Origin of the sequence: Promicromonospora sp. MS192, assembly GCF_049532985.1 — a bacterium.
Classification (GTDB): Bacteria; Actinomycetota; Actinomycetes; order Actinomycetales; family Cellulomonadaceae; genus Promicromonospora.
In genome coordinates this window covers 5,749,449-5,773,747 of record NZ_CP186693.1, presented here as the reverse complement: position 1 = coordinate 5,773,747, position 24,299 = coordinate 5,749,449, and the positions used below count along the sequence as shown (strand labels likewise).

Annotated in this window: 17 protein-coding genes and 1 pseudogene; 7 read left to right on the top strand and 11 right to left on the bottom strand. The window is 73.7% G+C overall.

Features of this window, described 5'->3' with window-relative positions:
- Nucleotides 1–48: 48 nt before the first annotated feature.
- The gene (locus ACO229_RS25830) at nucleotides 49–1,290 is read right to left on the bottom strand and encodes a cytidylyltransferase domain-containing protein (protein WP_397430684.1); all 1,242 of its coding nucleotides are present in this window, start codon (nucleotides 1,288–1,290) and stop codon (nucleotides 49–51) included.
- 185 nt (nucleotides 1,291–1,475) lie between these two features.
- Between ACO229_RS25830 and ACO229_RS25825 the strand changes: the two genes are divergently transcribed.
- The 3 genes from ACO229_RS25825 (at nucleotide 1,476) to ACO229_RS25815 (ending at nucleotide 6,166) form a co-directional block, all read left to right on the top strand.
- A complete protein-coding gene (locus ACO229_RS25825; protein ID WP_423463200.1) occupies nucleotides 1,476–3,599 on the top strand; it encodes an acyltransferase family protein in 2,124 nt (707 codons plus the stop codon).
- 189 nt (nucleotides 3,600–3,788) lie between these two features.
- On the top strand, nucleotides 3,789–4,811 hold the full coding sequence (locus ACO229_RS25820) for a glycosyltransferase family 2 protein (protein WP_397418512.1): 1,023 nt from the start codon (nucleotides 3,789–3,791) through the stop codon (nucleotides 4,809–4,811).
- Nucleotides 4,808–6,166 carry a polysialyltransferase family glycosyltransferase gene (locus ACO229_RS25815; protein ID WP_397418510.1) on the top strand — a complete coding sequence of 453 codons (1,359 nt, stop codon included), beginning with the start codon at nucleotides 4,808–4,810 and terminating at the stop codon, nucleotides 6,164–6,166. Before ACO229_RS25820 ends, ACO229_RS25815 begins: the two co-directional genes overlap by 4 nt.
- A 58-nt stretch (nucleotides 6,167–6,224) precedes the next feature.
- On the opposite strand, the gene ACO229_RS25810 is transcribed toward ACO229_RS25815, so the two are convergent.
- Nucleotides 6,225–8,195: an N-acetylmuramoyl-L-alanine amidase gene (locus ACO229_RS25810; RefSeq protein ID WP_423463199.1), complete on the bottom strand. Its 1,971-nt coding sequence runs from the start codon at nucleotides 8,193–8,195 to the stop codon at nucleotides 6,225–6,227.
- Between the two features lie 234 nt (nucleotides 8,196–8,429).
- Between ACO229_RS25810 and ACO229_RS25805 the strand changes: the two genes are divergently transcribed.
- Nucleotides 8,430–9,680 (top strand): SpoIID/LytB domain-containing protein, encoded by a 1,251-nt coding sequence (locus ACO229_RS25805; RefSeq protein WP_423463198.1) that lies wholly within the window; start codon nucleotides 8,430–8,432, stop codon nucleotides 9,678–9,680.
- Nucleotides 9,681–9,783: 103 nt separating this feature from the next.
- Complete coding sequence (locus ACO229_RS25800) at nucleotides 9,784–10,980, top strand: capsular polysaccharide synthesis protein (RefSeq protein ID WP_397418504.1); 1,197 nt, start codon at nucleotides 9,784–9,786, stop codon at nucleotides 10,978–10,980.
- 14 nt (nucleotides 10,981–10,994) lie between these two features.
- Here the strand turns inward: ACO229_RS25800 and ACO229_RS25795 are convergent, their stop codons facing one another.
- The 5 genes from ACO229_RS25795 to ACO229_RS25775 form a co-directional block, all read right to left on the bottom strand.
- Nucleotides 10,995–12,359 (bottom strand): hypothetical protein, encoded by a 1,365-nt coding sequence (locus ACO229_RS25795; protein WP_397418502.1) that lies wholly within the window; start codon nucleotides 12,357–12,359, stop codon nucleotides 10,995–10,997.
- 125 nt (nucleotides 12,360–12,484) lie between these two features.
- Complete coding sequence (locus tag ACO229_RS25790) at nucleotides 12,485–12,673, bottom strand: Trm112 family protein (RefSeq protein ID WP_397418500.1); 189 nt, start codon at nucleotides 12,671–12,673, stop codon at nucleotides 12,485–12,487.
- Entirely contained in the window at nucleotides 12,670–14,151 is a 1,482-nt protein-coding gene (locus tag ACO229_RS25785) for a phosphomannomutase/phosphoglucomutase (protein ID WP_423463197.1), read from the bottom strand. Before ACO229_RS25785 ends, ACO229_RS25790 begins: the two co-directional genes overlap by 4 nt.
- 69 nt (nucleotides 14,152–14,220) lie before the next feature.
- Nucleotides 14,221–16,692, bottom strand: coding sequence for a glycosyltransferase family protein (locus ACO229_RS25780; protein ID WP_423463196.1), 2,472 nt, complete (start codon nucleotides 16,690–16,692; stop codon nucleotides 14,221–14,223).
- Between the two features lie 25 nt (nucleotides 16,693–16,717).
- Nucleotides 16,718–17,746 (bottom strand): glycosyltransferase family 2 protein, encoded by a 1,029-nt coding sequence (locus tag ACO229_RS25775; RefSeq protein ID WP_423463195.1) that lies wholly within the window; start codon nucleotides 17,744–17,746, stop codon nucleotides 16,718–16,720.
- Nucleotides 17,747–17,877: 131 nt separating this feature from the next.
- Here ACO229_RS25775 and manA point away from each other — a divergent pair, with 131 nt between their 5' ends.
- Nucleotides 17,878–19,116, top strand: coding sequence for a mannose-6-phosphate isomerase, class I (gene manA, locus ACO229_RS25770; protein ID WP_397430694.1), 1,239 nt, complete (start codon nucleotides 17,878–17,880; stop codon nucleotides 19,114–19,116).
- A gap of 6 nt (nucleotides 19,117–19,122) precedes the next feature.
- Here manA and ACO229_RS25765 read toward each other — a convergent pair whose 3' ends face one another.
- Genes ACO229_RS25765 through ACO229_RS25750 form a run of 4 tightly spaced genes read right to left on the bottom strand, consistent with a single transcriptional unit; the run spans nucleotide 19,123 to nucleotide 22,708 of the window.
- Nucleotides 19,123–19,485: a DUF3499 domain-containing protein gene (locus ACO229_RS25765; RefSeq protein ID WP_397418490.1), complete on the bottom strand. Its 363-nt coding sequence runs from the start codon at nucleotides 19,483–19,485 to the stop codon at nucleotides 19,123–19,125.
- Nucleotides 19,486–19,536: 51 nt separating this feature from the next.
- Entirely contained in the window at nucleotides 19,537–20,526 is a 990-nt protein-coding gene (locus tag ACO229_RS25760) for a lysylphosphatidylglycerol synthase domain-containing protein (RefSeq protein ID WP_423463194.1), read from the bottom strand.
- On the bottom strand, nucleotides 20,523–21,632 hold the full coding sequence (locus tag ACO229_RS25755; RefSeq protein ID WP_423463193.1) for a glycosyltransferase: 1,110 nt from the start codon (nucleotides 21,630–21,632) through the stop codon (nucleotides 20,523–20,525). The genes ACO229_RS25760 and ACO229_RS25755 overlap by 4 nt, the downstream gene beginning before the upstream one ends.
- Entirely contained in the window at nucleotides 21,629–22,708 is a 1,080-nt protein-coding gene (locus tag ACO229_RS25750; RefSeq protein WP_397430696.1) for a glycosyltransferase family 2 protein, read from the bottom strand. Before ACO229_RS25750 ends, ACO229_RS25755 begins: the two co-directional genes overlap by 4 nt.
- A gap of 50 nt (nucleotides 22,709–22,758) precedes the next feature.
- Between ACO229_RS25750 and ACO229_RS25745 the strand changes: the two are divergent.
- A pseudogene (locus ACO229_RS25745) lies at nucleotides 22,759–23,766 on the top strand (glycosyltransferase family 39 protein); the annotation flags it as partial.
- Between the last annotated feature and the right edge of the window lie 533 nt (nucleotides 23,767–24,299).

Sequence of the window (24,299 nt, the reverse complement as noted above, 5' to 3'; positions counted from 1 at the left end):
CTTCCGAAGGGGTCGAGCACAGGGTAGTGCTGTTACGTGTCGTCGGGACTAACCGGTGACGACGGGGGTCTGGGCGGCTGCCGAACTCGCGGCGACTTCACCCGGACGCGCAGCGAGTATACGGTCACAGATCTCGCGAACCGCGCCGTTCCCGCCCTCGCGCGACAGCACGAGGCGGGCCTGAGCCTTCACTTCCGGGCGGGCGTCGGCGACCGCGACCGGCCAGCCGACGACGGCCATGGCGGCCAGGTCGTTCACGTCGTTGCCGACGTAGGCGACGCGTGCGGGGTCCAGGTTCTGCTCGGCGATCCAGGCACGCAGGGCGGACGCCTTGTCCTCCACACCGTGCATGACCTGCACCTTGAGCTTGTCGGCGCGGGACGCGACCACCTTGTTGGTCTCGGTCGACAGGATCAGGATCGGCAGGCCCGTGCGGCGCAGGCGGGACACGCCCATGCCGTCGCCGCGGCTCACGCGCACCTGCTCGGTGCCGTCCTGGTCCACGTAGGCGTGGTCGTCCGTGTGCACGCCGTCGAAGTCGGTGACGAGCGCGTCGACGTCCAGCGGGCCGGGCGCGGCGTCGACGTCCTGGTCGACGAGCTGGCGGGCGAGCCAGAGGTCGCGCGGCTCGTCGATCTCGATGGCCCACTCCGAGGCGACCGGCTGGATGCCGACGTCACCGAAGAAGCGGGTGCTTCCTGCACGGAACCCGTCGGTCCTCATCACATAGAAGGCACCGGTCTCGCGGAAGTGCGGCGCGCGCTCCTGCCGGCGGGGGCGGTAGTCCGTGGTGTGTCCCACCGGGCTCGCGACGCCGTCGTCGATGCGCCACTGGAAGTCGTGCGTCTCCGCGACGGCCACCACGACGTCCTTCTCGCCGCCGGCCACGCGGCGGATCGCGGTGTCGAGGTCCTCGGGGTCGATGAAGGGCGAGGTGCACTGCACCAGCACCGTCACGGGCGGGATCTCCTGCGGCGGGAGGCCGCCGTCACCGGCCTCGACCCGGTCCAGCACGTGCAGCAGCGCCGACTCCGACGACGCCGTGCCGCCGGCGATCTCCGCGGGACGCGCCACGACGCGCGCCCCGTGCGACCGGGCCTCGGCGGCGATCTCCTCGTGGTCGGTCGAGACGATGACCTGCGCCACCGACGGCGCGGCCAGCGACGCCTGGACCGCGCGGCCGACCAGCGTGATGCCGTCGACCCGGGCGAGGTTCTTCAGCGGGACGCCCTGCGAGCCGCCCCGGGCGGGGATGATGACGATCGCCGACGGGTCGGCCTTGACTGACATGTGCAGCGGATTCCTCGTAGTCTCGGGAGTGCGGGTTCCGGGACCGGCACGGTCCCGGCCCTCTGCTGACCTCAGGGTAGTGCACCAGCCCTCACGGCCGTCCCGGTGGGTGACGGTCCTTGTATCCTCTGGCTTTCACCCAAGTTTTCACCCGAGCAAGCCCGCCCCGCACGATCAGGAACCCTGTGAACACGACCGCGACCGAGACACGCCCCGGGCCTGCACCGCTCCCCGCGCCCGCGCCCCCCGCCGCCTCCTCGACCCGTACGTTCCTTCCCGAGGTGCAGGCGCTCCGCGCGCTCGCCGTGCTCCTGGTGGTGGCGAACCATCTGCGTCCGGACCTGATGCCGGGCGGTTACGTCGGCGTCGACGTGTTCTTCGTCATCTCGGGCTTCCTCATCACCGGGCACATGGTCAAGGAGGTGCGGGCCACCGGCCGGCTGCGCCTGGGGCACTTCTGGGCGAACCGCGCCCGGCGCATCCTGCCCGCGAGCCTGCTCGCGATCCTCGCCGTCGTGGTCACCGCGCCGTTCGTGCTCCCGCTGGCCGAGCTGCGCACCCTGGGGCGCCAGGCCCTCGGCTCGATCTTCTACGTGCAGAACTGGATCCTCGCGGCCGACTCGGTCGACTACTCGGCCTCGGAGAACGCCGCGACGCCGTTCCAGCACTTCTGGTCGCTCGCCGTGGAGGAGCAGTTCTACCTGCTGTGGCCCCTCGTGGTCACGCTCGCCGCGCTGGCCGCGACCCGCATCGCCCGACGGCGGGGCAGCGCCCCGCTGGCCGCCTGCCTGACGGTCGCGTTCGCCCTGGTCATCATCCCGTCGTTCGTGTGGAGCGTGGTGCTGGTCGGGCAGGGTGACCCGTCCGCGTACTTCGTGACCACCACCCGGCTCTGGGAGCTGGGTGTGGGCGGCGTGCTCGCCGTCCTGCTGCGCTACACCGACCGCCTGCGGCTGCCCCGCGCGCTGCTCGCCCTCGCGGGCCTCGGCGCGATCGCCTGGAGCGCCTTCGCCCTGACCGCGGCGTCCCCCTTCCCGGGGGCCAACGCGCTGCTGCCGGTGCTCGGCACCGCCGCCGTGATCGCCGCCGGCCGCACGAGCGGCGTGGGGTCGCTCAGCTGGCTCGTGGACCTGCGACCCGTCCAGTGGGTCGGCAACGTCTCCTACTCGCTGTACCTGTGGCACTTCCCCGTCGCCATCTACTTCGTCGCGTGGGCCGGGCGGCACGCGAACAAGTTCGAGGTGATCGCCCTCCTGGCCGTGATGTTCGCGCTGTCCTGGGCGTCCTACAACTGGGTCGAGCAGCCGTTCCGCAAGGCGGCGTGGGCCCGGAAGAGCGATGCGCGGGCCCTCGTGGCGGCGCTGGTCGCGATGCTGCTGGTGGCCGGGAGCGCCTCGGTGTTCTGGATCAAGCCCGCCACCCAGGAGCAGGAGTGGGACCAGGGCGCTGCCGCCGTCGAGCAGGCCCGGGCGGCCGGGAACGACAGGTTCGGCGCCGGCGCCACCCGCGACGGCAGCTACGCGCCGTTCATCACGGACCAGCCGGCGATCCTGCCCAACCCCGGCGCCGCGGACAAGCCCCTGTGGCTCGTCGACAGCAAGGACTGCGACCAGGACCGGCCCGAGGACGACACGGCCATGTGCGAGTACGGCCACCCGGACAGCCAGACCGTGATCGCGGTGGTGGGCGACTCCCACGCGCGCATGTTCGCCCAGCCGATCATCCAGGCCGCCGAGACGAACGGCTGGAAGGTCGTGACGTTCCTGCGCAACTCCTGCCCCTTCTCGTTCACGCCGCGGACCATCCCGGGCGCCGACGACTGCGTCGCGGCCAACGAGCGCACGCTGGAGAAGATCACCCGGCTCCAGCCGGACGCCGTCGTCTCGGCCTACTACGAGGGCTCCGAGTTCCAGGCCGACGGCGAGGGCCGGCACGGGCGGACCGGCCTGGCCGCCGCGTACGACGCCCTGGCCGGCACCGGTGCGCGCGTGTTCGCGATGAAGGACACGCCGCTGCCCCGCGAGGACGTCTTCGCCTGCGTCGGGAGCCACTACTCCGACCCGGGGGCCTGTGCGGTGCCGCGGGCCGAGGCCTTCGCGGGCCGCGGTCTCACCGAGGAGGCGGCCGAGGCGGCCGCCGCCGACGTGACCGTCGTCGACCTCACCGACCGGTTCTGCGACGAGACCACGTGCCCCGCCGTCCTCGGCGGCGTGAGCGTGTACGCCGACCTCAACCACATCTCCGACGTCTACGGGCCGACCCTCGCACCGGACTTCGCGCGGGTGCTCGCGCCCGTCGCGGGTTCCTGACGCGTCATGGCGCCGGTGGCGGCAAGGCGGGTGAAGATCCTGCGGGTGCTGGGCGAGGTTCCGGGCGGGCGGCCCGCTTTGCCAGGATCGGCGCCGTTCCGTGTGCTTGAATGACTGCCGGACGGCGCTGGCCGGACGATGTCCGCGCGCGCCTCAGCCCGATTCACCCCGACCGAGGGAACCGGTTATATGAGCATCACCACGCGGCCACGCGTGTCCGTCATCGTGCCCGGCAAGGACGCAGGTGAGTACATCGGCGACCTGATGACCAGCCTGACGAAGCAGGTGGACGATCCCCGCGAGCTGGAGGTCGTCGTCATCAGCGACGGGTCGACCGACGACACCGCGGCGATCGCGCGGTCCTTCTCGGACCGCCTCCCCAACCTGGAGGTCGTCGAGAACAAGGTCCCGGTCGGTGCGGCGAGCGCGCGCAACCAGGGCATCGCCGCGACGTCGGCCCCGTACGTCGCGTTCGCGGACGCCGACGACTGGCTGGCCCCGCGACGCCTCGCGCACCTCATGGACGCGATGGACACGCTCAAGGTCGACTTCATCCGGACCGACCACACGGCGGTCCGCGCCCGCCGCCGGGACGTGACGTGGGCCCCGCAGGCGCGGCGCGGCATCGTCCTGGACCCGCGGGACTCGATCCTCCCGGTCAACTACTCGACCATGGTCGACTACCCGTACAGCTGGGCCGGCATCTTCGACCGGTCGATCAGCAAGGACGGCCTGCTCACGTTCCCCGAGGGCCTGCACACGGCCGAGGACCGGCCCTGGATCTGGGACCTGTTCCTCCGCTCCCGGGCGTACGCCACCATCGACGCGCCGACCCTCTGCTACCGCCGCACCGTGTCGACGTCGCTCACCGCGACGTTCGACCGCCGGCAGCTCGACATCATGCCCGCGCTGCGCCAGACGTTCGACATCGTCGAGGCGGACCGCGAGGCCGAGAAGTTCCTGCCCAAGCTGACCCGGACGGCGCTGGCGCTGATCGCGCACCACATGAGCCGCCGCGCCAACATGTCGCACGACGTGCGCCGGGACCTGCGGCGCGGAGCCCGCGACCTGTTCGCCGGCCTGCGGCAGGACGTGCTCGCCCAGGAGGCCAGCCAGATGTCGCGCAAGCGCGAACGGCTGCTGCACGGGCTCCTGCCCGCCGACCTCCCCCACGACAAGACGCTCAAGGCACAGCAGGAGGTGCAGTCATGACCCAGCTGGTCGTCGCCTCGACGCTGTTCGGCGCCGCCACCGCGGCCGCCGCCGCCGACGCGGGCCTCCTCGGGGAGCCCGACGGCGAGCGCGTGCTGCTCGTGGTGAACAACGCGTTCGCCCCGGAGCTCACGCCTGCCGCCGACGAGATCGAGGGCTCCGCCCCGGTGCTCGCCCGGTTCGACCGCGTGGTACACCTGACGGACCTGATCGCGCCCATCCACCCGGCCGACTGGAAGCCGGGGCCGCGCGAGCGTCCGCTGCTGGAGCGGCTGCTGCGGAACTACTGGGGACTCGGTGACGGGCAGGTCGACATCGTCGCCGAGTCAGTGTGGGTGAACCCCGCCCAGTCGCTGGCCCGCATCTTCCACAACGGCGGCATCACGGTGTACGCCGACGGCCTGATGAGCTACGGACCGACGCGCAACGACCTGCCGCTCGACATCGTCCAGCGGCTCGACGGCCTGCTGCACCTCGACCTGGTCCCGGGCCTGCGTCCGGTCCTGCTGAGCGAGTACGGCGTGCAGCCGACCGTCATCCCGAGCGAGGCGTTCCGCAAGGTCGTCGAGGAGATCGCCGCCAAGTCCGCCCCCACCGCGGACGAGGCCCAGCCGCCCGCCGCGATCGTCGTGGGCCAGTACCTCGCGGCGCTCAGCCTGGTCACGATGCAGGAAGAGGCGGACATGCACGCCCGCATGATCCGCGCGGCGGCCGACGCCGGGGCGCAGGTCGTGCGGTTCAAGCCGCACCCGTCCGCGCCGCCCGGGTTCCTCGCCCCCGTCGAGCGGGCCGCGAAGGACGCGGGCGTGACGCTCGAGGTGGTCACCGACCCGCTGCCGGTCGAGGTCATGCTGGCCTCGTCCGACGTCACCGCCATCGTGGGCTGCTTCTCGACGGCGCTCGTCACCGCGCGGTCGATCTTCGGGGTGCGCTCCGTCGCGGTGGACACCGGGGAGCTGCTGAAGCGCCTCAAGCCCTACGAGAACAGCAACCGCATCCCGGTGACCGTCGTCGACGCCCTGCACCGCACGGACGGGGCGTTCGACTCGCCCGAGAAGCTGCAGCAGCTCCTGGACACGGTGTCGTACTGCATGCAGCCGAAGTCGCTCTCGGACCGACGTGCTGCCGCCGTGGCGTGGCTCAGCCAGGCGAACCCGCACGACCGGGCCCGCTACATCGCGAACCAGCGGCTGACCATGCTCGGCCTGCCGGGCGCGCCCCGGCAGAACCCGATGGTCAAGGCGACCCTGGACACGGCGCGCACGGCGCTGCGCCACCCGGCCATGAGCTGGGTCGACGAGCGGACCCGCCGGTCCCAGCTGCGCAAGAAGGTCGTCCGCAAGATCCGCGGCTGACGCCCGTGCCCGGCCTGCCACCACAGGCCGGGCACGCAGGCCGGGCACGCAGGCTGTCTCAGGGCCGGACGACGCCGATCCCGCTCACGCGGACCTCCTTGCCGCTGTCCAGCGACCGGAGCACGACGCGGCCCGACCGCGCTCCGCCGAGGTCGACCTGGAACACCCGCTGGTCCCGGTGCGTCGCCGAGGACAGGTCGAGCACGCCGTACCGCGTGCCCCCGACGTAGACGGCCACCCGCCCCCAGCCGCGCCCCGTGGGCGCCATGACGTGTACCCGGGTGATGTTCCGGGCGGCGTAGACCTTGATGTCCTGGCCCGCCGCCGTGGTCCGGTAGGCGTGCCCGTTGTAGTAGCCGGAGCGGCTGATCCGCTGCCACCCGTACACGTCCCAGTCGTCGTGCAGGACGTCGCGCGTCGTGGTGGTGATGACGCGCACCGGGCTGCGCCGCCCGTTCGCCATGACGGCCCGGACCCCGTAGACCGCGTTCTCCCCCGGCGGCGTGTACACGGTCGTGGCCGTGCGGGTCGTGGAGGCGAACTCGTACCAGTACGGGTCGTAGGGCCGGGTCGACGTGAAGTGCCCGCTGCGGCGCAGCACCTCGTACCGCACGGCGCCGCGCACGGCGTCCCAGGCGAACGCCGTCTCGGGGCGCCACTGCACGGGCGTGCGCAGCGAGCTCACGGCGTGCGGCCGCGGGGACGCGGGCAGCCGCACCGCGCCGTGCCGCCGGTACTCCGCGAGCACCCGGTCGTGCACGGCCGAGCGCAGCGCGGGCAGCCTGGCGTTCAGCCGGTCACCGGGGCACGCCGTCCGGTTGGTGTGCCGGTGCCCGAGGATCGTCGGGACCGTCACCACCGTGCCGGGCGCGGCCTTGGCCGTGCTGGTCCCCTGCCCCGTGCGGAGCCGCGTGGTCTGGGTGGGGTGCACCCCGTACTCGAACGACTTCCAGGCCAGCACCCGCTCCAGGCCGCGCACGAGCGCCGCCGTCGGCTCCGCCGTCACGAAGTTGCCCATGGCCGAGACGCCGATGGTCCCGGTGTTGTAGCCACCCGCCTGCGCGCCGATCGGGTTGTGCAGCTGCGCCTCGCGGCGCCCCTCGAAGACGCGTCCGTACCGGTCCACGAGGAACTGGTAGCCGATGTCCGGCCAGCCGTTCGAGCGCGTGTGGTAGGCGTGGATCCCCCGCACGATCGCCGCCGACTGGTCGGACGAGTACGTGTTGGTCCCGGCCGTGTGGTGCACGTAGATCGCCTTGAGCGTGCCCGACGTCTCGGGCCACGGCGAGCCGAGGGACTCGTCGGCGCCCCACATCCTGCGCGACACCACGGGCGGCTTGGGCTCCCACCCCGTGGCCGCGGCGGCCGAGGCCGCGGGCCCCGCCGCCGCGCCCACGTTCCGGTCGGCGGGCGAGCTGCCGGGATCGATCACGTCCACGCGCATGCCCGACGGCGGACGCCCGCTCACCGTCGCCGCCCGCGCCTGCACGGCGTCCGCCCCCGACGTGACGAACGGCTCCGTGCCGGCACGGGACCCCGGTACCTGCGCCTCCTCGACGCCGAGCTCCTGCCATGCGCTCCACCGGCCGGCCTCCCGCACGCGCAGGGCGACGTCGGTCACGGTCTCGCCCGTGGCGCCGTCCCACGTGACGCCGGCGACGAGGAAGTCGCGCGTGGCCGTGCGGGCGGTGAGGGCGGCCAGGTGGCCGGGCGGGGCGGGGTCGGCGGCGTCCGGGCCCGCTGTTTCCGGGCGCGTGGCCTCCGTGCCCGTGGAACGCTCCGTGGCGCGCGGTGCGGCGTCGCCGGACTCGTCGTGCGCATGGCCGACGGGCGGGTCGTCCGCGCTCGGCTCGGCCCGGGCCGCCGGGTCGACCCGGGTGAGCCGCACGCTCTCGATCTCGGGCGAGACCGGGCTCGCCGCCTGGACCGGGAGTAGCACCACGGGGAGCACGAGGCCGCCCAGGGCGAGGCCCGCGGTCAGCGCAGCCGAGGTCACGTACCGTCCGAACGTCCGTCCGTCGCCGCTCATGGACCGAAAGTAGCCCTGCGGGGGCGGGGCCGCGCCGGAAGTCACCCTCGGGCACCGCATGGCGAAAGACGGCCGCCTCATGGGCCGCGCGGACGGACCCAAGGACCGACCCGAGGATGGTCCCCGCGGATGCCGGACCCGGTCCCCTGAGGCACAGTGGCACACGGGGGTACGAAGATGTCGCACCGGGATCACAGCAGTCACCGCACGACCGGCGGCAGGGTCAGCCGTCTGGTGGCGGCCGCCGCGGCAGCCGCCGCGCTGGTGGCCGGGCCCGTCGCCCCGGCCTCCGCCGCGGGCGTCCCGGAGTCGTTCACGGTCGACGGCTCGGGCTTCGGGCACGGCGTGGGCATGGCGCAGTACGGCGCCTACCAGATGGCTCGCGAGCGCCGCACCCAGGGCCAGATCCTCGGCCACTACTACCAGGGCGCGCAGAACACGGTGGCCACCACGCCGCGGGACATCGACGTGCAGGTCTACGGGCCCGACCCGTACGGGTTCTCGGGCTACGGCGACACGGGCGCCACCCGGATCGACGTCAAGGGCGGCTCGTGGCTGCTGCAGGCCCAGGGCCGCGCCGTCGCCCGCGGCAGCGGCCCGGTCGACGTCTCGGTGTCGCGGGGCGACCTCGTCGTGCGGGCCGAGGGACGCACCCACCGGTACGACCGGATGTGGCTCGTGTGGTCCGGCTCGCCCTACTACCGGCAGGACGCCGCGCCGGCGGTGGCGCACGTCCGGGGCGCCCATGGCGCCTACCGGTGGGGCAGGCTGCAGCTCAGCGCCTCGGCGGGCGTGCCGAACGTGGTCAACCGGATACCTCTCAACGGCGCCTACCTGTACGGGCTCGCGGAGATGCCGGCGTCGTGGGGCGCGCACGGCGGACGTGCCGCGCTGGAGGCGCAGGCGGTCGTGGCCCGCTCGTTCGCGCTGCTGCGCAGCGGCGACTGGAAGGCGCGATGCCGCTGCCACGTGGTCGACGACGTCCGTGACCAGCACTTCACCGGCTACGACAACGAGGTCTCGTCGTACGCCCGCTACTGGGCCGACGCCGTCCGGGCCACGAACGCCTCGCTGACCCGCGCGCGGGTGCTGACGTGGTCGGGACGGCCCGTGGAGGCCCACTACTTCTCGTCGAGCGGAGGGCGCACCGCGCACTCGGAGGACGTGTGGTCGTCCGAGGTGCCCTACGAGCGCTCCGTGGCCGACCCGTACAGCAAGCGGGCGCCCGGCAACGACTACCGGTCCTGGGGCCGCCTGCTCACCCAGGAGTCCGCCCAGCGGCTGTTCGGCCTGCCCGCCGTCACGTCGATCGAGATCACCGACCGGTACCGGAGCGGACAGGCCGCCGCGCTGGTCGCGACGTCGCCGTCCGGGGAGACCGCCACGGTGCGCGGATCGGCCGACCGGATCCGCTCCGTCGTCGGCAAGCACACCCGCGCAGGGACCCTGCCGTCCTCCTGGATCGCCCGAATCCGGGCGAACTGACCAGGGGGCGGGGCTGCCCCTTTTCTCACCCGCTGTTTACCGCGACAAGGCCGGGACCCCGGCTTAAATTTGCCGTGAACTCCTCCAGTTGAACGGCACATCATTGGCTACGCTCACCCAGCGATACCACTTCTTCCTCTCCCGCGTGCACGGCCGGCTCGGGCACCCCGGACGAGCCGAGCGAGCGCTGACGCGGGCGACCTCCGGTCCGGCGGCCGACCCGGGCTGGCTGCACCGGCTGGCCACGGCCCGCCGGCGTGCGAACGACCACGCCGGGGCCGCGGACGCGCTGGCCCGCGCCATCGACCGGCGCGCTGACGCCCCGCCCCGCTGGTACTACGAGCTGGGCCGCGCCTCCGAGCTCGCCGGGCGGATGGAGGACGCCGACGCCGCCTACCGGCGGTGGACCGCGCACGATCCGCTCCCGCGGGGCCTGGACGCCGTGCTGCTCGACCGTGGCGTCCTGCAGTTCGTGCCCCGGCGCGACGCGGTCCGCTTCGTGCTCGACCGGCTGGCCGAGCTCCGTGCGGCCGCCGGGGCGCGGCAAGTCGTCGAGGACCGGTCGGACACCGTCTGGACCTACTGGGCGCAGGGCTTCGACCAGGCACCCGACGTCGTGCGGATGTGCCGGTCGACGATGGCCCGGCACCTCACGCGCCCGGTGGTCGAGCTGGACGACGACAACGTCGGCAGCTTCGTGACGCTGCCGGACGACATCGACGCCCTGGTCACCGACCGCACCGCCCGGTCCGACCTGCTGCGCCTGGAGCTCCTCGCGCGGTACGGCGGCACGTGGCTCGACGCCACCTGCTACCTGCGTGGTGATGCGGGCGCCGAGCTGGCGGACCACGCGCGGCCCACCGGGTTCTTCGCGCCCGCCAAGGAGCGGACCTCGATCGGCACGTGGAGCATCACCGCCCAGCCCGGCCACTACCTCGTGACCATGACGCTCGAGGCGCTCTACGCCTACTGGCGCAAGGACGGCAAGCTGCCGCACTACTTCACGTTCCACCACCTCTTCGAGGCACTCGTGCTCACCGACCCGAGGTTCGGCGAGCTCTTCGCGGCCACTCCCCGGCTCTCGACGGCGCCGTCGCTCCGGCTGCGGCACTGGATGAGCCGTGACATGACCGACGAGGACTTCGAGCGGGCGCTGTCGCGGGCGACCGTCCACAAGCTGTCGTACAAGGCAGGCTCCGAGAACACCGGGCCGCGGAGCGTGCTGGGGCGGCTGTACGCGGCGGAGGCCCAGGCTGCCGGCGCAGGCTCCGGGGGCACCGGTCGACCGGGTGCGCCCTGACTCAGGGGCCTGACTCAGTGTGACTTGCGGACCAGCCCGCGGAACCACTTCTCGCCACGGGCCGGGGCGGGCGCCTCGGGCTCTGGTTCAGGCGTCGGTTCGGGCGTCGGTTCCAGGGCGGGCTCGGGAGCCGGCTCGGGTTCGGGCACGGGCAGCAGACCGAGCTTCTGTGCCCGGTTCGCCGTCGTGTACCGCCCGATCTCGGCCGGCTCCAGCCTGTCCAGGAACGCCGCGACCTCGGTCCTCCGCTCGGCGAGCCGCTCCGGGTACATGCAGAACGCCACCGCGCCGATCAGGTGCGCGAGGTCCCCGGTGTCCGACCAGCGCCCGTCCTCCCGGAGCGCGGCGTCGACGACGGCCCACGGGAGCCGCGCCGGGTTCGCATAGGGCCGGAGCCGTTCCTTGACGGTCTTGGCACCCACCGCGACCACGGGGACGCCGTCGGCCCGCGCCCGCAGGAGTGCCGGCGACATGGTCCCGACCACGACCACGGGGCGCACGGCCGCGAGATAGACCTCCGCGAGGGCCGGCTGCTCGACCGGCGTGAGCCGGACTCCCTCCGGCGCCAGGTCGCCCAGGCGCACCGCCAGGTTCGCGGGGACGACCGGGTCGGCGAGAACAAGCACCTCTGTCACGCCGTCCACCGCGGCCGCCGTGCGGACGGCGTCGCGCCAGAGCGCCGTCTCCTGGTCCCGGGTCAGGATGCCGCCCGCGACGAACGACTCCGCGAGCACCAGCGCGACACCCTCCGCCGGGACCGGCAGGTCCGCGGCGGACGCGACGTCCTGCGCCAGCTTGCCGACCGCGTCGGCGGGGATCGCGACCGCAGCGACGCCCTGCCCGGCCCGGTGCTCGTCGCCGTCGGGCCAGGGCGCAAGTCCTGCGACGTGCTCCCGGTACAGGTGCCGGCTGGTCCGCCGGGCCTGCGGCCACCCGATCGGCTCGCGCGCCGGGCCGTACCCGGCGATGTCCGTGACGAGGCGGACCACCTCGCACCCGTAGAACGCCGACATCAGCCACTCGACCGGCTGCTCGGACTGGGGACGGTCACAGACGAGCTCCACGGTGTCGTCCCCGATGCCCCAGGCCTGCCGCAGCAGGCGGGCCAGGACAGGGCGGTCGTCACCCCGCGGCGACCAGCGTCCCGGGTCCGCGGGCCGGACGAGCTCGTCGAGCACGACGACGTCGTCGAACCGTGCCGTGGCCGCCGACATGCCCGGACGCTCGTGCGGCAGGGGTGCCGTCTCCGGCGCCGGCGCACGCCCGAACAGGACGAGCACCCTGCGGCGCGGTCGGTCGAGCAGCCCGGCGTCCACGGCGGCCGCTGCTGCGAGCAGGGACTCGGCCGAGGAGACCAGGACAAGCTGTGTTGTGCTCATCGTGTCGGTTGCTGCTTTCTCCGAGGGGCTGCGGCATCCACGGACGGCGTCGTCCTGCGGGGGCACCCGATTGTGGCAGATGCCCGGACCGTGGGCCGACGCGACGCATCACGGTCCGGTATCGCTCAGAGCTCGCGCGCGTCCGACTCCAGCAGCACCGGGATCCCGTCCCGGACCGGGTAGGCCAGCGGCCGCTCCGGGTCGGTCGAGTGCAGCTCGGGCTCGCCGTCCGGCCCGGTGCCGTCCACGAGGGTCGCGCCCGTCACGGGGCAGCGCAGGATCTCGCGTACCCAGGGCTCCAGCTCGATGCTCATTCGGTCTCTCCTGTCCCGGACCCGTCCGGCTCGTCGGTCCCGGCGCGCACCAGCGAGAGCACGTCGTCGCGGACCTTCTCCATGATGTCGTGGTCGGCGGCCTCGACGTTGAGCCGCAGCAGCGGCTCGGTGTTGGACGCCCGCAGGTTGAACCACCACTGCGGGTGCCCGTCCCAGTGGGACACGGTGACACCGTCGAGCGTGTCGACCTCGATCCCGGGGTAGGCGACCCGGTAGGCGTCCAGCACGCGGTTCGTGGCCTCGGCGGCGTCCGGGACCCGCGAGTTGATCTCGCCGGAGGCGACGTAGGGCTCGTACATCTCGGCAACCTCGGACAGCGGGTTGCGCTGCGTGCCCAGTGCCGCCAGCACGTGCAGGGCGGCCAGCATACCGGTGTCCGCGAAGAAGAAGTCCCGGAAGTAGTAGTGGGCGCTGTGCTCGCCGCCGAACACCGCCTCGTTCGAGGCCATCTCGGCCTTGATGAACGAGTGCCCCACGCGGGTGCGCACCACCCGGGCGCCGGCGGCCGAGAGCAGGTCGGGCACCGCGCGCGACGTGATCAGGTTGTGGATGACCACCGGCGCCCGCCCGGCCGCCTTCTCCTTCTCGACCTCGCGCAGCCCCACCAGGGCGGTGATCGCCGACGGCGAGACCGGTACGCCCTTCTCGTCCACGACGAAGCAGCGGTCGGCGTCCCCGTCGAAGGCCAGCCCGATGTCGGCGCCGTTGGCCACGACCGCCGTCTGCAGGTCCAGCAGGTTGGCGGGCTCCAAGGGGTTGGCCTCGTGGTTCGGGAAGGTGCCGTCCAGCTCGAAGTACATCGGCACGACGTCCAGCGGCAGCTCCGGCAGTCCCGCGGCGGTACCGAGCACGGCCGGCGCCGTGAGGCCCGCCATGCCGTTCCCGGCGTCGACGACGACCTTGAGCGGCCGGATGCCCGAGAGGTCCACCAGGCCCCGCAGGAACGCGGCGTACTCGCCCAGCATCTCGCGGTCGGTCACCTGCCCGGGGGCCGGGGCCGAGGTGCCGACCTCGGCGTCGGCGTCGTCCAGGAGCGCCTGCGCGACCTCCCGGATCCCGGCGAGGCCTGTGGCCTCGCCAACGGGCCGCGCGCCCGCGCGGCAGAGCTTGATCCCGTTGTACGCGGCCGGGTTGTGGCTGGCCGTGAACATGGCGCCCGGCAGGCCCAGGACGCCGGAGGCGTGGTACAGCCCGTCGGTCGAGCACAGCCCGATGCGGACCACGTCCACGCCCTCGGCGGCGAGACCGGCCGCGAAGGCGTCCACGAGGTCGGGCCCGGAGTCCCGCATGTCCCGTCCGACGACGACGGCCGGGCGGGAGTCGTCCGACGCCTCGGGGCGCACCACCACCCGGGCGAAGGCCGTGCCGATCGCGCGCGCCACCTCGGGCGACAGCTCCTCGGGCACCAGTCCCCGGACGTCGTACGCCTTGATGATCCTGTTGAGGTCGAGAGCCACGTCGTCAGCGTACGCGAGCACCGGGGCGCACCGGGGCGCGCCGGGCGCACCTCACCCGGCGTACGGGTCTCAGGTGCCGGAGGTGTTGTCCGCCCGGTGCGCGAGCACCGCCTCGAGCAGGACGGCGGCGCGTGCCCCGAACCCGTGCTCGGTGCGGACGTGCTCGGACAGCGAGCGGAGCATCTCCTCGTCGTACCGTGCGGCACTGCCCTCGGCCAGGAGCGCGTGCAGCTCCTCGGGCGTCGTGAACCGGGCCAGGCGGCCCTCGGGCAGGACGGGGCGCACGATCTCGTCGAGCCCGTACACGTCGTCGGTCAGGAGCCGGCCGCCCGACGCGAGCACGTCGAAGACGCGGTTGGAGACGAAGCCCAGGTCACGCATGTCGGGCCAGTGGTCGTTCAGCGCCCAGGCGGCCGACCGGTAGTAGCGGCGGAGCACCTCGTTCGGCACGTACGCGCCGGCGATCGCCTCGGGCGGCAGGAACCGTTGCCAGCCCGACCCGTAGACGGCGACCGGCACACCCGACCGCACGGCCTCCACGGCGACCGGACGTGCCTTGCCCCGGGTGTTGCCGACCAGGACGGCCTTGCCGACGACGTCCTCGACCGGCTCGTCGTCGATGTAGAACCGGCTCGGATCGGTGCACTGCAGCAGCGGGGCCACGGGCAGCTCCCACCGCTGCGAGACGTCGCGCGCCCAGGTGAGGCTCGCGGCGAACCGGAGGTCGTAACCCGCCAGCTCCCGCGCCGCGACGTCCTCCGGGTGGCTGATGACCCACACGACGCTCGTCACGTCGCCCGGGAGCCGGGCCGGGTGCAGTCCCCGGAGCATCAGGACGACGTCGTCCCGGTAGGAGGTCGCACGGGCGTCGTTGGGCGCGTAGTCGACCACCACGTGCTGGCCCAGGTCGCGCAGTGCGGCCGCCAGGGAGTGCGCGAAGTGGAAGTCGCCCCACTGCCGGGCCTGGTCGCCGGCGGGCATCGCCGTCTTGATCGCCCAGCGCAGTGCGGGCGGCGCCTCCCGTACCCGGGCGGTGTCCGGCACGGAGGGCCACAGCGCGCGGGTCCAGGTCCCCGGTCGCCCGGGGGCGGTGAGCGCGGCCGTCCCGGTGAACACGGGTGCCACGCCGAAGGTCGCGAAGAGGTCCGCGGATCCCTCCGGGACCGTCTGCCACGCCGCGCGGAACACCGCCAGGTCGTCCTCCGGCTCCGCGGTGTCGTCGAACGTCCCGTCCCCGGACCGCGTCACGACCACGTCGCGGGCCACCACGACGGGGCGCTCCTCGTGCCTGGCCAGGCGTTGCGCCAGGTCGACGTCGGCCCACAGGGTGCGTACCCGCGGCTCGTCCCGGACGGCCCGCACGGACTCCGTGCGGGCCAGGAGCGGCACCGGCGCTCCCGGCACCTCGAACCACGGCCGGGTCCAGGGCACGCTGTCCGGGTGCACGCCGTCGAGGAAGGGCACCGGATCCGTGCCGCGCGGCGGGTAGACCACGCCCACGTCCCGCAGCAGCAGCTCGCCACCGAGCACGACCGGGTGCACCACGGCGGCGCCCGACTCGGTCAACACCGCCCGGAGGTCCTGCAGCGTCCCTTCGCGGAAGGCCTGCCGCCCCGACAGCAGCAGCACGTGCTCGCCCCGGGCCCCGTGCACCGCCTCGTCGACGGCGGACGACGCACCCTGCCCGGACAGCACCACCCGCACGTCGAACCGGGCGAGCCGGGCCAGCGCGAGGCCGGCGACGGCGCGACGACGATCACCGGTGACCAGCAGGATCTCCGCGGACGGCGCGGCCGCTGTGTCGTCCGCCGGCACGGCGCGGTCGATCGCGGTGAGGACGGTCAGCACGTCGGCGGTGGTGTCGCAGTCGACGACCACCAGGCTGGTCAGGCCCGGCACGGTCCTCACCGCCGGGGACTCCCGCCAGGGCGCAGCGGCATCCGCCTGGTCCGCGTGGTCCGCCTGGTGACTCAGCTCGGCGCGGAGCGCCTCGCGCACGTCGGCCAGCGTTACGCCGTCGCGCATCCATCGCGCGTCCGGGGCCAGCGGGAGCGGGGCGTCGGCGTCGTCCGCGAGGAAGGCCGCCAGGGGGCTGCGCCCGTCCGCAGCGGGCCGGTCGAGCCGGCCCGGGTCGAAGAGCGGCGACGGGGACGCCTTCCACGAGTCGCCCACGCCCTTGAGGTAGATGACGAGCGGGTCGGTGTCGTCCCGCTGCCATGCCTTCGGCCGGTACCGGGCCGGCACGAACAGCGGGTGCGGCCACCAGCCCTTCCGCCGGCCCTGCGCGAGGTAGTGCCGCGCGGCGTCGGCGGGGTCGGCGAACGTCGTGCCCGCCTGCGCCCCGTACCACTCGGCGTCAAACACCCCGGAGTCCAGCACCCGGCGCAGCGCCGGGTCGGCGGGGGCCGCGGGTTCGGGCGTGCCCGCCTCAGCGACGCCCTTCTGGTCCGCGCCCGGGCCGAGGCGGCGCCGGACCGCCCGGACGATCCGGCCGAGGCGGCGTCTGGACGCCTTGCTGATCCTGCTCGGGTCGAGTGCCACGTCGAGAGCGTAACGAGCGAAGGGCCTACGCGGGCGCTGACACCGCGAGCTCGGCGGCGAGCATCTCGGGGCTCGGCGCGAGCTCCGGCGGGAGCACGTCCCGCAGCGTCACCCAGCGCCGCGGCCCGGACTGCTCGAGCTGGACCCGGACCGTCTCCGCGGGGAACGTCCGGATCAGCTCGGCGGAGCGCCGGTTCAGCTCGGCGAGCAGCTCGGCGGGCATGTGCTCCGCGAAGCCGAGGTGGTGGTCCACGATCGCGAGCACCGTCCGGGCGAGCTTGGGCAGGAACCGGTCGGTCTCCCGGTCCTCGTCGAGGATCCCGTGGATCTCGGCGAAGGCCCGGGTGAAGTCGAGGCGGCGCTCGTCGTAGATCTGGGTGAGCGAGGTCGTCACGCCCCGCCGGTAGCACACGCCGCTGTGGTTGGTGACGACGTAGCCGGTGCCCTGCAGGTGCAGGCGCCACACCCAGGCCCGGTCCGTCGCCGTGCGCATGCCGTCCGAGAAGGTCAGCAGGCCGTCGCCGGCGATCGCCCGGTCGTAGACGCCGGCCCAGCCGTAGGGGTAGTCGACCATCGTGGGACGGTCGGTGGGCAGGATGGACTCCCGGGGGTCGAGCACCTGCTCGCGCACCGGCTCCATCGCGCGGACGACCCGGCGCTGACCGTCCTGGACGGTGACGTGGTCGTGCCGCAGGATCGGCACGCCGAACGCCTCGATCGCGTCCGTCACGTCGCGCAGGTGGTGCGGCGCGTACCAGTCGTCGCCGTCGAGATAGGTGATGTACCGGCCGTTCGACCCGGCCAGGCCCTGGTTGCGTGCCGTGGCGGCCCCCACCGGCTCCCTGTTGCGCAGCACCGTCAGGTTCGGCAGGCGGTCGGCATAGCTCTCGGCGATGTCCGGGGTGGCGTCGCCGGAGCCGTCGTCGACCACCACGACCTCCAGGTCGTGCGGGTCGTCGAACTGCCGGGTGAGGCTGGTCATCGCGTCGTCGAGGTAGAGCTCGGTGTCGCGGACCGGCATGACGACCGAGACGCGGGGCGTGCTGGAGGGCATCGGACGGCTGCTTTCTGCTGGGGTGCACGGCTCCGCGACAGCGGCGTCACGGACGCACCCAGATTCTTGCAGACGGCGGGGCCGCACCGGTGCCCCCTGATCCGGCCGGTCCGGCGGGCTATCCTTGCGCGGTGCTTGCCGTAGCCCAGTTCCACGCCCCCCTGCCGCTGACCAACACGATCCAGCGGTACGACTGGGGGTCGGTCGACGCCATCCCCCACCTGCTCGGCGCAGAGCCGGACGGGCAGCCGCAGGCCGAGCTCTGGCTCGGCGCGCACACGAGTGCGCCGTCGGTCACGGTGATCGAGGACGACGACGTCACGCTCGACCGCCTGGTCCGCGAGGCACCCGTGCAGACCCTGGGCCATCGCGTGGCCGAGCAGTTCGGGCCGCGCCTGCCGTACCTGCTGAAGGTGCTGGCCGCGGGCAAGGCGCTGTCGCTCCAGGTGCACCCCTCGCCGCGGCAGGCCCGGGAGGGCTTCGCACGCGAGAACAAGGCCGGGATGGCCCTCTCGTCGCCCAAGCGGTCCTTCAAGGACGACCAGCACAAGCCGGAGATGATCGTCGCCCTGTCGCAGTTCGAGGGCCTGGCCGGCTTCCGCACGCCGCGCACCATCCTGGACGTGCTGGACGGTCTGGCCGGTGACCTGGTCGAGGGTGTGCGCGCGGCCCTGCTGCGCGACCGCGGCCACGACGGCATGCGGGACGCGTTCAACCACCTGCTGTCCGCGCGGGCCGACGAGGCCTGCGCCGCCGACATCGAGGCGACCCTCGACTCCGTGCGCGCCCGCCTGGCGGCCGGGTCTCCGTTCGAGCGCGCCGACCGCACGGTCATCGACCTCGCCGACCAGCACCCCGGCGACCCGGGCGCCATCGCGTCCCTCATGCTCAACCGCTTCTCGCTGGAGCCGGGCGAGGCGGCCTTCACGCCGGCCGGCGTGGTGCACGCCTACCTGTCGGGGCTGGGCGTCGAGATCATGGCCTCCTCCGACAACGTGCTGCGCGCGGGCCTCACCACCAAGCTCGTGGACGAGGAGAACCTGGTCGCCTGCACCACGTTCGCACCGCAGCAGCCGTTCACCCCCGAGGTGAGCACGGCGGGCAGCCGCGGCCAGGTGCACACCTACCGCGTGCCGGTCACGGAGTTCGCGCTCACGACCGCGGACGTCGACCCCACCGAGTCGGTCTGCCTGCCCGCCACCGGCCCCCGCATCCTGCTCTGCCTGGACGGTGAGCTGACGCTCGACGCCGACCGCGCCGAGACCGGCGCGCAGCGCCTGACCCAGGGCGACTCGGTCTTCGTCCCGCACGACGCGGGCAACCTGACCCTCTCGGGCGCAGGCCACGCGGTCTGCGCCTGGGTCCCGTAGGCCGTTTCAGGCCGAGGTGTCGTCGTCCGCGCGCAGGACGCGGAGGTGGCCCCGGCGGGCCGTCTCCGTGACCGTGGGCGGCTCGGCCGGGCGGCGCACCCGGCCCGCCTCACGGACGGCGTCGGCCAGGGCGGACAGGTCGTCGGGGCTCGGCCCCGCGTCCTCGAACTCGGGCATGAGGCGGACCACCTCCCACCCGCGCGGCGCGGTCAGCCGTTCGGCGTGCTCCGCGCACAGGTCGTAGCTGTGGGGCTCGGCCAGGTGCGCAAGCGGACCCAGAACCGCCGTCGAGTCCGCGTACACGTACGTGAGCGTCGCCACGGCCGCATTGGTGCAGGCCGAGCGCGAACACTGTCTCACCGATCTCACGCGCCGAGACTACGCCCTGACCGGGCACGACGCGGCGAACACGCCGGATGCTCACGGGGGTGAGGACGCCCGCCCGACGACGGCGCGCCGCGCACCCCGCGCCAGCAGCAGCCCCGCACCCGCGAAGGCCAGGTCGACGAGCGTCAGCGCAACCCGGCTGACCAGCACCGCGAGTCCCGTCGCCGGCCCGGACAGCGCCCCGGCGAGCACCGCCGCGAGCACCACCTCGCGCACGCCCGCCCCGGCCGGCGCCAGCACGAACAGGAACCCTGCGGTCCAGGCGAGCGCCCAGCCACCGGTCGCCAATGCGAACGTCCGGGCGGACGGCGTCATCCCCAGGCCGGTGCACAGCACCCAGAGCTGCAGCCCGGCGACGAGCCACCCGGCCACCGACCAGACGGCGGCGCGCCCCAGGCCGCCCCAGGTCATCGGGTGCTCCGGCGCGGGCCGCCCGGCGACCCGCAGGGCCAGCCCGATCAGCCGGTTGAGCACGGGCGGGGCGAGCACGACCACGACGGCGGGCGCCGCCCACACCACCCAGGACCAGGCACCCCACGCCGTCGACGAGACGAACGGCAGCGCGACGGCGCCCACCGCGGCACCCGACGCGACCGACACGGCCACGGCGACCAGCATCGACGTCGCCGCCCGGCTGCGCGGCACGCCGTTGCCCGCGCCCACCTCCGCGGCGGCGACGACGTTCCACACGCCGCCCGGCACGTACTTGCCGAGCTGGCTGACCCCGAACACCGTCACCGCGGGCCCGAGCCGCAGCGGCGAGCCCAGATCGGCGAGCACCGCGCGCCAGGCCAGCAGCGTGCACCACACGTACACCACACCGAGCACGACGACGGACGCGGCCTCCGCCACGGAGAGTCCTGCGGCCGCCCGGGCCAGCTCGGCGCGGTTGCCGGCCACGTACCAGACCGCCAGCCCGAGCGCAACGACGAGAAACCCCCACCGCACCCACCGGGACCGCACCACCCGGCCGGCCCGCGCCACCACGCCCCCGCCGGTCACCGGCCCGCCCGGGGTGCTCACAGGGCGGTCCTGGCTGCCAGGGCTGCGATCAGGGGTTCCGTGACCGTCTGCGGGCGGATGCGGTCCCGGCCCCGTGCCGCGCGCTCGCGGGCGGCGGCGAGCGTGGCGGGGTCGCAGAGGGCGACGAGCCGGGCCGCGAGCGACCCAGGTTCGGCGGGCGGTACGAGCTCGGCGTGCTCCCCCACGACCCGGCGCTGCGGCGGGGTGTCCGAGGTGACGACGACGCAGCCCGCGGCGAGCCCCTGGTACACCTTGTTCGGCACCACGCGCACGCCCTTGGGGGTGTCGCTGAAGATGCCGAGGCAGACCTGGTGCCGGGCGACGAGCGCGGGCAGCTCGTCGGGCTCGACCCAGTCGCGCCAGGTCACGCCGGGTGTCCCGGCCAGGATCTCGCGGGCGCGGGGCAGGTCCTGGCCGGTGCCGACCATCGTCACGTCCAGGGCGGCCCCGGCGGCGACGGCGTCGCGCACCGCCTCCGCGATGACGGGTGCGCCCTGGAGCGGGGTGTAGAGCCCGAAGAAGACGACCGAGAGCCTCCCGGCGCCGGCCGTGGCCTCGCCCGGCGCCGCGGAGGCGGCCGCCGTCCGCCACGCGTCCGGTGCGCCGACCGGGACGACGACGCCCTTGCCCGGGTCGGGCAGCATCCGCCGGTGCTCCTCGGTGTCGGTGACCACCACGTCGGCGCACGCGATCGCCAGCCGGTCCAGACCGGTCAGGAGCCGCACCCGGAGCCCGGCGGCCCCGCGGTCGGCGGCGGTGTCCCCGGCGAACACGAGGTGGTCGAGCACCACCACGGACCGCGGGTACAGCAGCCGGGCCAGGATCACGTCGAAGTGGCCGAGGTAGCCGACGAGCACCGCCGGGGGCCGCCCTTCGGCCCGGCGCAGCCGCACGGCGTCGGTCACGAGGCCGGCCCAGCACCGCACCAGGCGCCCGGCGAGCACGGGCAGCCGCCACGGCTGCTGGAGCATGCGCACCCGTTCGGCGGTGGACAGGCCGAGGGGCCGGTTGAGCTCGGTGACCTTGGTCCCGTGGGCGCGCAGCCCGGCGACGAGGACGGCGATGCGCGGGTGTCGTGCGGCGTCGTAGGTGCCGAACGCGATCACTGCACGCTCGCGGGCACGTCCGCCAGGCCGGGGTCGCCGGGGCCTGCCGGGCGGGCCCGGTCCCCGGAGGGCCGGCCGTTGCCGGGCACCTGCGGGTTCTCCCGTGCGGCGGCCACCGTCGGGTCCGTGACGGCGACCATGCCGTACTGCATCTCCTTGAGGCGCTCCAGCGTGTCCTCGAGCAGCACGCGGTTGGTGCGTTGCAGGTCGGCCAGCACGAGCAGGGCGAAGCTGAGCAGCGCTCCGACCATCGAGGTGGCGCCGAGCACGATCGACTGGAGGTGCTGGCCCGGGGTTCCCGTGGCCAGGAGCAGGGCGTACCGGCCGAACGGCACGGCGGCACCGAGCGCGAAGACGATGCCGAGCGTCACGAACACGACGTGCGGCTTGTACATCACGTAGGACCGGCTGATGGCCTGACCCGACTTGGCGATGTGCTGCCACATGCTCGAGAAGAGCCGGGACTCCCGCGTCTTGGGGTTGGTGGTGACCGGCACGCTCTGGATGCGCAGCCGCTGGTGACCGGCCTGGATGATGGTCTCCATGCAGTAGCTGAACTGCGTGACGACGTTGAGCCGCAGGAGCGCGCCACGCGAGTAGGCGCGGAACCCGCTCGCGGCGTCCGGCAGGTCGGTCCCCGCGGCGAAGTTGACCACCTCGCTGCCCACCTTCTGCAGCGTCTTCTTCAGCGGGGAGAAGTGGTCGATGGTGCCGGTCTGCCGGTCCGCGATCACGATGTCCGCGTCGCCGAGCACCACCGGCATCACGAGGTCGCCGATCCGCTCCTGCGGGTACTGGTTGTCGCCGTCGGTGTTCACCACGATGTCGGCGCCGTGCCGCAGCGCGTAGTCGACGCCGTCGCGGAACGAACGGGCCAGGCCCATGTTCCGGGTGTGGTGGACGAAGTGCCGCACGCCGAGGCGGCGGGCCACCTCGACGGTGCCGTCCGTGGAGCCGTCGTCGACCACCAGGATCTCGACCTCGTCGATGCCCGGGATGTCGCGGGGGATCGTGGCAAGCACCAGAGGAAGAGTCTCTTCCTCGTTCAGGCAAGGAATCTGCACGAACAACTTCATGGCCCTGTTGCCTTCGGTTACGGGCTCGCGTCCGGCCGACGGCCGAGCCGATGATCAAGCAGCGAGTGCGGTTTCAACCCTACGGCACGCCAGACGAACGAGGGGTGAACATCACTCGTCATGGAACTCCCTTCACCCGGGTGAGATCCGGCGTGAACCGGCGCCTCCGGCGATATCCTGCTCGCGTGACCAGTCCCCGAACGGTCCCTGTCGTCGTGTGGCTGATCGTGCTCCTGCATCTCGTGGTGATGCTCGGCCAGACGGCCGTCTTCCCCAACGTCCGCTCGCCCGACGAGCGTCAGCACGTGGACCTGATCCTCCAGGTGCGGCAGGGCGACGCCTGGCCGTGGCCTGCACCCGGCACGTCGTTCGTCACGCAGGGCGTGGCGGCGGGCGGCTTCGTCCGGGCGGACCGGATCGGCGGGCCGCAGCACCTGGCCGACCGGCAGGACGTCCCGCCGCGCGGCGAACGGCCCACGTACTCGGAGGCCGGCGGCTCGGCGACCTTGACCGTCAAGCGCGGCGAGGGCCCGCGGACGCCGGTGTTCAACCAGCTCGTGCAGCACCCGCCGCTGTACTACCTGCTGGGCGCGGGTGTCGTCGCCCTGGTGCCCGACTGGCAGGACGCACCGCTGGACCAGATCTGGCTGATGCTGCGCTGGTGGAACGCACTGCTCGCGCTCCCCCTCCCGCTCCTCCTGTTCGCCACCGCGCGCAGGCTGCGCCTGCCCGAGCCGCTGCCCGTCGCGGCCGCCCTGGTGCCGCTCGCGGTCCCGGAGCTGACGCACCTGGAGTCGGCGGTGAACAACGACAACCTCCTGGTGCTGCTCGGCGCCTGCGCCACATATCTGGTGGTCCGGGTGCTGACCGGCGACCTCACGCGTCGCACGGCCCTGCTGCTGGGGCTCGTCACCACGCTGGCACTGCTGACCAAGGGGTTCGCGCTGATGTTCCCCGCGTGGATCGTCCTGGCCTACGCGGTTGCCGCCTGGCGATTCCGTGCACGGGTGCGGGAGGCCCTCGTCGGGCTGCTGCTGGTCGCCGTCGCCGCCGTCCCCGGTGCGGCCTGGTGGGTGCGGAACGTGGTGGTCCACGGCATGCTCCAGCCGCACGGCACGCACGCCACCCCGCCCGACCTCACCCCCGTCCACGGCTGGTCGGACGGCGGCCTCATCTGGCTCGGCCGGTTCGCCGAGCGCATGGTCACCCTGTTCTTCATGCAGGACCACGCACCCGGGCCCATCCACGACGAGTCGTGGCGGCCCGATCTGGACGCGTCCTGGTGGATGGCCCGCGTGGCCCTCGTGGTGCTGCTGGCCGGTCTCGTCGCCGCGCTCGCCCGCCGGACGCTCCCACGCCTCGACGCCCTCGTGCTCCTGTTCCCCGTGCCCGCCCTCGCGGCGATCGTCGCGCGAGGTTCCTGGGAGCAGTTCGCCGCCTTCGCCGACTTCGGGGCGGCCATGCAGGGCCGGTACCTGTTCACCGGCCTCGTGGGGCTGGGGGTCGTCGCCGTGGCGGGCGCGGCCGTGCTGCGCCCGCGGCTGCGCCGGACCGTACCCCTGGCCCTGCTGGTGCTGGCCGCCGCCCTGCA